The sequence below is a fragment of the Nocardia sp. NPDC055321 genome (assembly GCF_053645575.1).
In genome coordinates this window covers 295,536-305,902 of the sequence record NZ_JBSHMS010000004.1, presented here as the reverse complement: position 1 = coordinate 305,902, position 10,367 = coordinate 295,536, and the positions used below count along the sequence as shown (strand labels likewise).

Annotated in this window: 12 protein-coding genes; 5 read left to right on the top strand and 7 right to left on the bottom strand. The window is 67.2% G+C overall.

Going from position 1 to position 10,367, the window contains the following annotated elements; translation table 11 throughout:
* Window positions 1-282 precede the first annotated feature (282 nt).
* The 4 genes from cobM to ACWIGI_RS08460 are packed head-to-tail and all read right to left on the bottom strand — an operon-like array spanning window position 283 to window position 3,349.
* Window positions 283-1,062, bottom strand: a complete 780-nt coding sequence (gene cobM / locus ACWIGI_RS08475; RefSeq protein WP_454201696.1) for a precorrin-4 C(11)-methyltransferase — start codon at window positions 1,060-1,062, stop codon at window positions 283-285.
* Window positions 1,063-1,080: 18 nt separating this feature from the next.
* Window positions 1,081-1,506, bottom strand: coding sequence for a PPOX class F420-dependent oxidoreductase (locus ACWIGI_RS08470; RefSeq protein WP_454201695.1), 426 nt, complete (start codon window positions 1,504-1,506; stop codon window positions 1,081-1,083).
* A gap of 53 nt (window positions 1,507-1,559) precedes the next feature.
* Entirely contained in the window at window positions 1,560-2,198 is a 639-nt protein-coding gene (locus ACWIGI_RS08465; protein ID WP_454201694.1) for a LuxR C-terminal-related transcriptional regulator, read from the bottom strand.
* A complete protein-coding gene (locus tag ACWIGI_RS08460) occupies window positions 2,195-3,349 on the bottom strand; it encodes a sensor histidine kinase (RefSeq protein ID WP_454201693.1) in 1,155 nt (384 codons plus the stop codon). Before ACWIGI_RS08460 ends, ACWIGI_RS08465 begins: the two co-directional genes overlap by 4 nt.
* A gap of 131 nt (window positions 3,350-3,480) precedes the next feature.
* Here ACWIGI_RS08460 and ACWIGI_RS08455 point away from each other — a divergent pair, with 131 nt between their 5' ends.
* From ACWIGI_RS08455 to ACWIGI_RS08435, 5 genes are all read left to right on the top strand, one after another.
* Complete coding sequence (locus ACWIGI_RS08455) at window positions 3,481-4,530, top strand: ABC transporter permease (protein ID WP_454201692.1); 1,050 nt, start codon at window positions 3,481-3,483, stop codon at window positions 4,528-4,530.
* Between the two features lie 27 nt (window positions 4,531-4,557).
* A complete protein-coding gene (locus ACWIGI_RS08450) occupies window positions 4,558-5,286 on the top strand; it encodes an ABC transporter ATP-binding protein (RefSeq protein ID WP_454201691.1) in 729 nt (242 codons plus the stop codon).
* A 68-nt stretch (window positions 5,287-5,354) separates the two neighbouring features.
* Window positions 5,355-6,395 carry a TIGR03617 family F420-dependent LLM class oxidoreductase gene (locus tag ACWIGI_RS08445; protein ID WP_454201690.1) on the top strand — a complete coding sequence of 347 codons (1,041 nt, stop codon included), beginning with the start codon at window positions 5,355-5,357 and terminating at the stop codon, window positions 6,393-6,395.
* Between the two features lie 359 nt (window positions 6,396-6,754).
* Window positions 6,755-7,420, top strand: coding sequence for a hypothetical protein (locus tag ACWIGI_RS08440; protein WP_454201689.1), 666 nt, complete (start codon window positions 6,755-6,757; stop codon window positions 7,418-7,420).
* Window positions 7,421-7,872: 452 nt separating this feature from the next.
* Window positions 7,873-8,352: a DUF7691 family protein gene (locus ACWIGI_RS08435; RefSeq protein WP_454201688.1), complete on the top strand. Its 480-nt coding sequence runs from the start codon at window positions 7,873-7,875 to the stop codon at window positions 8,350-8,352.
* Window positions 8,353-8,605: 253 nt separating this feature from the next.
* Here ACWIGI_RS08435 and ACWIGI_RS08430 read toward each other — a convergent pair whose 3' ends face one another.
* The 3 genes from ACWIGI_RS08430 to ACWIGI_RS08420 all read right to left on the bottom strand — a co-directional run bounded on the left by ACWIGI_RS08430 (window position 8,606) and on the right by ACWIGI_RS08420 (window position 10,325).
* A complete protein-coding gene (locus tag ACWIGI_RS08430; protein ID WP_454201687.1) occupies window positions 8,606-9,142 on the bottom strand; it encodes a GNAT family N-acetyltransferase in 537 nt (178 codons plus the stop codon).
* Window positions 9,143-9,310: 168 nt separating this feature from the next.
* Complete coding sequence (locus tag ACWIGI_RS08425; protein WP_454201686.1) at window positions 9,311-9,673, bottom strand: hypothetical protein; 363 nt, start codon at window positions 9,671-9,673, stop codon at window positions 9,311-9,313.
* 445 nt (window positions 9,674-10,118) lie between these two features.
* Window positions 10,119-10,325, bottom strand: a complete 207-nt coding sequence (locus tag ACWIGI_RS08420) for a DUF397 domain-containing protein (protein WP_454201685.1) — start codon at window positions 10,323-10,325, stop codon at window positions 10,119-10,121.
* Window positions 10,326-10,367 lie beyond the last annotated feature (42 nt).

Genomic DNA, 10,367 nt, shown 5'->3' with positions numbered 1-10,367 from the left:
CCCAAACCTCGTTTCCGGAACACCACGCAGCGCTCCCCACCGAAAACCCCAACAGGACGCCACACTGACCAGCGTGGCGTCCGATGCTCGAGGCTCACTTCACGTAACAATCAGACAAAGATGTGTACTTTGGGCTATCTCTTCAGGCAGCCGATCTTGTTACAGGGGCGAGCCCGCTCCGACCGGCCATCGCCCCGCCGTTTTCCTAGTCCTGCTGCTGAACACCCGAACCAATCTACCGTCCGGCGCGCCCGCGCAACCACGAAGGGCCATAGCCCTGCGCTATCGCCGCATTTCGGGGTCCGCGCGAGTGATATGCGTCCTGTCGCGGCTCGGGTCGTACAGGTGTGACTGGGCGCAATCGATACTTTCGGCCAGCGCCGGACCCACCAGAATCACTGCCGCCTGGCGCAATTGGGCCGCCTCGACGCGATCGGCGATATCGGCCAGGGTGCCGCGCAGCACACGTTGCCCGGGCTGGCTGGCCCGGTAGACGACGGCCACCGGACAGTGCTCGCCGTACTCACCCGCCAACTCCTGCGCCAAGACGCGAACACGGGTTATAGCCAGATGCAATATCAGGGTCGCGTGGGTGCGCGCGAAGTTCGCCAGCGCCTCCGTCTCGGGCATGGCCGTCGACCGGGCGTGGGTGCGGGTCAGCACCACCGATTGCACCTGCTCCGGGACGGTGAGCTCGGCCCCGAGGATGGCCGCGGCGGCCGCGTAGGCCGGGACGCCCGGGGTGACGTCCCACGGGATGCCCGCGGCGTCGAGGCGGGCCTTCTGCTCCGACAGGGCCGAATAGATGGACGGATCGCCCGAGCACAGCCGGGCCACGTCCTTACCCTCGGCGTGCGCCCGCGCGCAGTGCGCGATGATCTCGTCCAGATCCAGGCCCTGGGTGTCGACGAGCTCGGCCCCGGGCGCGCAGTGCGCGAGCACCTCGGGGTCCAGGTAGGTCCCCGCGTACAGGCACACCGGGGCGGACCGCAGCAGGTTCACCGCGCGCACGGTCAGTAGATCCGCCGCCCCCGGTCCGGCCCCGATGAAGTGCACTGTCATACGAGCGAGTCTCGCAGGTCAGGCCGAGACGTCGAAGTGCGCCTGCACCTTGGTCGGGCGCAGGCGCACCACCAGCTCGCCGGGGACGCCGTTGCGCCTGCCGAATTCCTCGCCGCGCTCTTCCCCCATGTACCGCGCGCCGATGCGGGTGGCGGTGGCCACCAGATCGCCCGGGTCCTCGGAGACCTCGGCGACGCCCTGCACCTGAACGAAGGCGTACGGGCGCACCTCGAGATCCACGACCAGGGTCAGGCGGGGATCGCGGGCGATGGCTTTGCCCTTGGCGGTGTTCGCGCCGGTGTTGAACACCACGGCGTCGTCCTCGAGGACGAACCAGATCGGGGTGACCAGCGGTCGCCCGTCCGCCGCGACCCAGGCGATCTTGCCGGTCCGGGTGCCTTCGGAGAGGAATTCACGCACTGTCGGATCAGAGAGGGAGGCCATGGGGACACCGTAGGCCGCGACCCTCGCGAACCGGATGAACCCGGCGGGACCGTTCAGATCGCGCCGCGCTCGCGGGCCCTTGCCACCGCCGAGGTCCGGGACTTGACCCCGAGTTTGGCGTAGATGTGCACGAGATGGGATTTGACGGTGGTCTCGCTCAGGAACAGCCGCCTGCCGATCTCCCGGTTGGAGTGCCCGTCCGCCACCAGTCGCAGCACCTCGATCTCGCGCGGGCTCAGCGTGGTGTCCGGTTTACGGACCCGGGTCATCAGCCGCGAGGCCACCGACGGCGACAGCACGCTCTCCCCCGCGGCGGCCGATCGGACCGCGGCCAGCAGTTCCGCGGGCGGGGTGTCCTTGAGGATGTAGCCGCACGCGCCGGCCTCGATCGCGCCGAGGATGTCGGCGTCGGTGTCGTAGTTGGTGACCACCAGAACATTGGGGGGCGAGGGCAATTCGCGCAGCGCGGCCGTGGCCTCGGCGCCCGAGCTGCCGGGCCCGAACCGCAGATCCATCAGCACCAGGTCGACGGCGGTGGTCGCGCAGAACGCGACCGCGTCCTCCGCGGTCGCCGCCTCCCCGACCACCTCGATGTCCGCGCCGGAATCGCTCTCGGCCACACCGGAATCCAGCAGCGCGCGCAGCCCCGCCCGGACGATCGCGTGATCGTCGGCGAGCAGAATGCGAATCATGGCTCCTCCACGGGGAACGACACGGTGACCGCGGTGTGACCGGGTTCGGACTCCACGCTCATGGTGCCGCCCTGCTGTTCCACGCGACTGCGCATGGCGGTGAGACCGAAACTGCCCGAGGGTGATTGGGTCAGCACCGCCGGCGCGATGCCCACCCCATCGTCCACCACGTCCAGGTGCACCGCGTCCCCGGCGTAGGTCAGGGTGACCCGCATCCGCCGGGCTCCCGCGTGCCGCACCACGTTCGACACCGCGCTCTGGGTGATCCGCACCAGCGCCGCCTCCACGGACATGGGCAGCGCGTGCGGTTCCCCCTCCACCAGCACCTGGGTGTCCAGGCCGGGGGCGGCGGCGCGCTGGGCGACCCGGGTGAGCGCGCCCGCCAGCGACTGCCCCTCCAGCGCGGCCGGGGTGAGTTCGGCGATGAGCTGGCGGGTTTCGACCAGGCTGTCCGCCGCGGTCTCGCGCGCCAGCCGGATCTTCTCCAGCGCCGGATGATCCGGGGCCGCGCGCTCGACCGCGTGCAGCAGCAGCTGGATGCTGCTCAGGCCCTGGGCGACGGTGTCGTGGATCTCCTGGGCCAGGCGTTCGCGCTCGGCCATCTTGCCGGCGGTGCGTTCCTTGTCGGCCAGCGTGTTTCGGGTGGCCAGCAATTCGTCGATGAGGCGCTGCCGCTCGGCGGCCTCGCGGAACAGGGCCTCGTATCCGAGCCCGATGGCGACCGCCACCAGCGCGCCCAGCAGCGGCCCGATCACCCCGCCCATGGACCAGCCGCGATGCCAGGCGAATCCGAACACCGAGAGCACCGTCGCGGCCACCACCGCGAGCAGGCCCCAATTGCGCGGCAGCAGATGCAGATACAGGAAGAACAAGCCGAAGACCAGGTACACCGCGATGGGTTCGACGGTCACCAGCCCCAGCCACATGACGGTCAGCGCGAGCAGCCACACCCGGGCGGCGGTGAGCCGCCGCCGGAACAGCCCGCCGGTGAAGTACACGCCCAGGAACGCGCCCGCGAGCACCAGGACAACGTAGGGGTGGGCGTCGGCCACGAACGCCCGCCCGACCACCACCGCCGTCAGCGCCACCACCAGCACGTGCAGGCCGACCTGCAGGCCGGAGAAGACGGGGGTCAGGGGCGAACGGTGCACGTCGACCAGCTTATGCCGGGCAACTCGGGCGGCATCCATCGAAAGTAGGAAACGCCGACCCACCGATGGCAGCGCCGCGATTCCTTCGGCGGCGCGATGGTTTCCGGGCGATTCCGCGACAGGGTGGAACCATGTTCGTCGCACTCCGAGATCTGCGGGCCGCCCGCGGCCGATTCCTGCTCATCACCCTGGTGGTAACCCTGGTCGCGCTGCTCGTCACCTTCTTGAGCGGGCTCACCGCCGGGCTGGCGCATCAGAACATCTCGGCGGTGGAGTCGCTGACCGCCGAATCGGTCGTGTTCGCCGACACCGGCTCGGGGCCCTCCTTCGACGCCTCCACCCTCGCCCCGGACCAGGTACGGGCCTGGCGCGAGGCGGGCGGCACCGTGGACCCGATCGGCATCAGCCGCGCCCGGGCCACCGCCGACGGGGCCGGGGCGACCCAGGTCGCGCTGTTCGGGGTCGAGGGAACACCTTTCGGCAATCGCACGGCTACCGAGCCGGGCCGGGTGATCCTCAGCAGCGCGGCCGCCAAGGATCTGGGCGCCGGCACCGGTGACACGGTGACCCTGGGCGCCGGGTCCTTCACCGTCGCGGGCGTGACCGGCGACGACTGGTACGCGCACACGCCGGTGGTGTGGATGACCCTGTCCGATTGGCAGGAACTGAATCCCCGTTCCGGTGCGGCGACGGTGCTCGCGGTCTCGGGGGTGAGCGACCTGGCGGCGGTGAACAGCGCGGCGCGCACGACCAGCACATCGGCGGCGGATTCGCTGTCGGCCATGAGTTCGTACCAGGCCGAGAACGGTTCGCTCACCCTGATGACGGTGATGCTGTTCGCGATCTCCGCGCTCGTCATCGGCGCGTTCTTCACGGTGTGGACGGTGCAGCGCATGCCCGATGTGGCGGCCCTGAAGGCGCTCGGCGCGACCACCGGTTCGCTGGTCCGCGATGCCCTGGGCCAGGCCCTGGTGGTCCTGGTGGCGGGCGTGGGAACGGGCCTGGGCGGCACGGTGCTGGCGGGCGTGTTCATCGGCGACGCAATGCCTTTCACCCTCACGGTGAGCACCACCCTGCTGCCCGCGGCGGCCCTGGTCCTGCTCGGCCTGCTCGGCGCGGCGTTCGCCCTGCGCTTCCTGGCCACCACCGATCCGCTCACCGCCCTGAACCAGGCCCGCTGACAAGCCCTGTCCCCCAGGAGATTCGCCATGACCAACACCCTGACAGTCACCGACCTGACCCTCACCTTCCCCGACGGCGCCGAGCGCGTGACCGCGCTGGACAAGGTGAATCTGCGCGTGGGCGGCGGCGAGATAGCGGCCATCACCGGCCCCTCCGGCTCCGGCAAGTCCACGCTGCTGGCGGCGGTATCGACCCTGGTCCGTCCCGACTCGGGCCGCATCGAACTGGACACCGACGGCGGTCCGGTCGATCTGGCCGCGCTGTCGCGCCGCGCGGCAACCGCCATGCGCCGCAACACGATCGGGATCGTGTTCCAGCAGTCGAACCTGATTCCCGCCCTCACCGCCCTGGAACAACTCGAAGCCATGGCCCACCTCGGCCAGTCCCTGCTGGTCTCCCCGGCCCGCCGCCGCGCGACCCGGGCGCACGCCCGCGAACTGCTCGACGCGGTGGGCCTGTCCGGCCACGAGAACAAGCGCCCCGCGCAGCTGTCCGGCGGTCAGCGCCAGCGGGTGAACATCGCCCGCGCCCTCATGAACGAGCCCGCCCTGCTGGTGATCGACGAACCCACCAGCGCCCTGGACCAGGAACGCGGCGCTGCGATCATCGAGCTGATCGTGCGCATAGTCCGCGAACACAACGCCGCGACGCTGCTGGTCACCCACGACCGCGCCCACCTGCACCGGATGGACACCGTGCACCGGATGGTCGACGGCGTACTGACCCTCGGGAGTACCGCGACAATCGCCGCATAACCGGCGTGCGACGATCGGCAAGCACCCGCTTGCCGTCCCCGGCGAGCACGAGAACGAAAAGGCTCGCCGTGGAAGTTGTGACGTCGCTGCCCGCGGACACCCCGCTGTCACAGGTGGCCGCCCGAATCCGCCGCATCGAGGCGCTCGGCTTCGATACCGTCCACATCTCCGAGACGATCCACGACCCGTTCGCGGTCTGCGCCCTGGCCGTGGAACACAGCACCCGCCTGACCATCCGCACCTCGATGGTCGTGGCCTTCCCCCGCAGCCCGATGATGACCGCCCTGGCGGCCTGGGATCTGGCCGGGTTCTCCGGCGGCCGGTTCCAGCTGGGGGTGGCCTCCCAGGTGCGCGGCAACATCGTGGGCCGCTTCTCCACCCCGTGGACGGACCCGGTGGCCCAGCTCGGCGACTACGTCACCGCGCTGCGCGCGATCTTCGCGGCGTTCCAGCACGGAACGCCCCTGGACCACCACGGCAGCCACTACGAATTCACCCGTCTACAACCGTTTTTCAATCCGGGCCCGCTCGAGGTCCCCGAGCCGCCCATCTATATGGGCGCGGTGAACCGCCGCATGTGCGAACTGGCCGGGGCGCTGGCCGACGGCTTCGTCGCACACCCGACCGGGTCGCATCCGCTGTCGCTGGAGAACCATGTGCTGCCGACCCTCGGCGACGGCGGGGTACAGGTGGGGCGCACCGACGGTGGACCGCGAATTGTCGTGGTGCCCAAGGTGATCACCGGCCGCGACGAATCGGCCCTGACAGCGCTGCGGCACGAACGCCGCTCCGAACTCGCCTTCCTGTACTCGACGCCCGCCTACCGGGGCACGCTGGACCGGCTCGGGTTGGGCGAGATCGCCGACCAGCTCTCGGCCGGTGCGGCGGCCAAGGAGTGGGGCGCGCTGCCGGGGCTGCTGACCGACGACATGGTGGCGACGCTGGTGCCGCAGGGGACATACGGGGAACTGCCCGCGGTGTTGGATTCCTGGTACGGGGATCGGTGTCACGGGATCGCGCTGGACGTGCCGGCGGAGCCGGATGAGGATGGGGAGTTCGGGGAGATGCTGGCCGGGATTCGGGAGATTTCGGCTCGTGGGAGTCGATAGGAACGCGGCGCCGGGTTCGGCGTCGGCCGCGCCACCACCGCGAGGGGATGAAAGCCGCACTCGTCCTTACCATTTGGAACACGGCCGAATTCGATGAAAGCCGCGTGAGCGCGCCCCACGATAACCGGATGGGCGTCGATCATCGGTGACCGTTGAGCGCGTCCGGCGAACGTACGCTCATGCCGAATTCAGTGTTGCGAGAGCGATAGGGATCGCATACCGCCAGCGGATGTCCTCCTCAACGCCGAGTGGCCGCGCCGATGTCCTTCGTCTCAGTTATTCCGTCTCGGGCTCGTTGTCGGGGATTATCTCTCCAGGGGTTGCCCGAATCGGGCGAATGATCGGCATGGGGGTGCGTGATGGCAACAGCGGGACGGGATGTCGTTGGTTCGCGGGCGGTCGAACGGCCGGCCGACAGCGGTTGGTGCGAGGGTGGCCGCCTGTTCGGCCTGCTGAGTGTCGCTCTCCTCGCAATGAGTCTGGTCATCCTGGCAGGTGTCGGCTGGGAGGCCGACGGGTATCGGATGGTCATCCGGGCGACAGCCCGAACATCATTGACACTGTTCCTGAGCGCCTTTCTCGCGACCGCCCTGCTCACGCTTTGGCCGAGCGCTGCGACCTACTGGCTGCACCGCAACAAACGCCAGCTGGGCCTGTCGTTTGCGGTTTCGCACGGAATCCATCTCGCCGCGATCATTACCTTGGCCACCGCGGACCCGACGACCTTCTGGACCCTGGCTTCGGCCGCCTCGGTGATCATCGGCGGCACCGGCTATCTCATCATTGCGCTGCTGGTCGCAACTTCATTCGACCGGATCGGCACCTGGCTCGGTGCTCGGCGCTGGCAACAGGTGCGAACTATCGGAGCCTGGTTCATTTGGTCGCTGTTCGTCCTGATCAACGGCATCCGCATTCCCAGAAATAGTTGGTACGCACTGCCTGTGGCAATCCTGCTGGCAGCGTTTGTGGTGCGTGTGGTGACCCGAAAGGTGCCGACAGTCCCTGTAAGTGCCGCGCCGAACTAGCGGTTGCGGCATGGCCGGCCAAAGGCAGCAACGCTGGAGACTTCGATCGGCCCTCGTCGTCGGCACAAACAGGTCGTTGAGACATGGTCCAGAACGCCCTACTTTGCCGCATTCCGCACTGACGAAACCGGCCAGCACGGGCAAAAGAGAAGGTCAACAGGCTGAGCTGATCGGGCGCCAGCCGAACGCACCATCATGCTGAGTTTGGGATGCCTGAGAGGTTGGTCGATCTCGACTTTGGCGGGCGCTGCGGACGGCGCTGTTCGGTCTGCGGCCTGTGTCGTCTGGGTGCTCGTGATCTCTGAAATCCGTTTTACTCGTCAGACTTTGAGTGTCCAACGACTGGTGCGACTTGGGTGAGAGTGCTCTGGGTTCTGGTGCGGCAGGCGTGAGCCTTCTGCCGAGTTCCTGACGGAGGACCTCGTGTCGGCAAAGCTGAGTAGTCTCGCGGGGTGTCTCGCATCATGCATCTCTACCTGCTCGACTTGGCAGAGCTCAAGGCCGTCATCGGCTCCAAAGACGAGGAGCTCCTGATCCGAATCCTCGCTGGTCCGTTGGACGATACGGACACTCAGTTGTTTCATGCGATCATCCAGGGCGGCCCATTCGACCCAGAGGAAGCCGAAGGCTACGTCGATGCACTCGAGATCATTTGCAGAGCTATCGGTGGGGAATACATCCATGACAAGAACTTCTGGTTCAGCAGAAGGGATTTCGACCACTACGAACTTGTCAACGGGCTCAATGATGGCAGTCTGCTTCCGCAAGCCGAGTATTCCGGTTGGGGCTACTGGAGCAAGGAGGAGAACGCCGAGGAATTGGCGGCTCTCGAAGAAGAGGACGACCTGGACGATGACCCCTACGGGTTGATCGAGTGCATGCGTGAATCCGTCGCCGCCAACAAGGACCTGATCTGCTTTTGGGGCGGATAGCGTCTGTGGTTAGTGCGTGGCTGTGTCATGCCCACGCCGACTCCTGAATGATGTCGGGTTCTTTTCCAGCTGAACCACACCCAGAGCACGGGATCCTCAGGTCGACGTCCGACAGACCGGCCGACATTCAGGCGCTTGAACATCCGCTTCTGTCGCGACCTGCGCGTTCCGAGTCGGTCAACGCTGGCGCGCGGAAGATCAACCCGCCCAGGGTTTCCGGTGCCGGCCGAACGCACGACAGTGCCGACAGGCGTCAGGTGAGACGGGCATACATGTACATATCGCGTGGCTCGCCAGCGATCTTCTCCCACTTGCGAAGCAAGCCCTCGCGTTGATACCCAGCCGATTCCGCGGCCCGCCACGAACCCTCGTTCGACGGCTCGACATACAGTTCCAGACGCGAAATCTCCTCCAACGTCGAGCCCCACGCGCTCAGCACACGCAGAGCCCGGCTCGCGTAACCGCAACGCCGCCAACCCGGTCCGATCCAATAGCCCACCGACGCCCGGCCATGACCGACATCGCGCCGCCAGAGCCCGATCTGCCCCACCGCCGAATCGGTCTCTAGATCCGAGACCGCGAACGACCACCCCTCCCCGCGCACCACCCGTTGATGTTGACGCCGAACGAACGCCAATCCATCGTCCTCGTCGCCATGAGCAACGACCGTAGTGATCAACGGGATCAACGGATCCCGGCCGGCCTCCACGACCAAGCCCACGTCTGTCACCGCGAAGGGCCGCAGTCGAATCCCCTCACCCTCCACCACCGGCACCACCAACGCTGTCACGGGCACCACCTCACACGCGAGAACCGCAACTGTGCAACCCATTTCGTGGTCACACGGCGGACCGAACCGGAGTTCGCTCCGCCGTGCCCGCCCAGTGGCGACCCGCACGAAATGCCGCGTTCCGCGCTGTCCGAACCTGTCATCGCGGGACGGGCGGAGGTCGACGGGCTACCAGGCACCGAGGCTTTTCACGTCCCACGAAAGTCGGATATGAGGTTTGGTCTGCAGTGTCACGGGCTCGTTCGTAACGTCCCGAATCCACAGCCGTAGACCTTCGCAGTCGACCGGGCCTCGGTCGATGCTGATTCGATCCACCGGGCGAAGACGGCCCAACGATGTGTGCTTCTGCGTACCTGTGTAAAGGCTGATGTACGCCTCGCCCGCCGCCGGATCGAGGGAGAACAGAACTGACTGAACTCCCCGAGTCAGCCGGAACGAATGCAGTCCAATGGGCCAATGAAGATCATCGAACTGCCGTGTCGGCTCGTGTTCGAAGAGCCAGATGAGATCGGCAAGTTCAGGAATCTCCATGCGTCGACGGTAGCGGCAGGGTCGGTAGCCGAGCGCACTCTATTGGCGCATACCGCGCTGACCGAAGCAGCCAGCGCGGGTCAGTCGAAGGTCTACGGGCCAAGCCGATTTGAGGCCGGCGGAACGTCCGCTACTGCCGAGCTGCGGGCGACCCCTATTTATCGTGCACTGTCGGCCCCTGAGTGGCGGTTTCCGCCAGATCTCCGGCGATAGTGCACGATAATTCGCCGCTGAGAGCGGCGCCGCCCTTCTGATGCCGGAGAGATCCATCGCACCTTCATGCGCGAGAACGTCCGGAACTGCCGCATGGCGCGCTGACCGAACCGGCCAGCGGCAAGCCGTATACGTAGTAGTAGGAAGGAAGCCCCCGAGAGCGGGGGCATCGCTCTCGGGGGCTTCGAGTGGGGACCTCACCGTGGGCGCGGTGAAGGCGAGACGGTTGGTTTCAGGGGGCGGAGGGGTGCTTGAACTCCCCGGCACTCGCGCCCTTCAGGAACGCATCCCATTCAGCGGCGCTGAAGGCGATTACGTTGCCGGCCAGGTTCTTGCTGTGGCGGACCTCGGTTCCGCCGTCCTCGCGGTGCGTCACGTGAACGCAGGTCCCGGTCGAGCTACTGAAGCTGGATACGAACCCCACACCGATTTTCGACATGACTGTCTCCTCTCGTCGATCATCTACCTTTCCGGCGAGTGC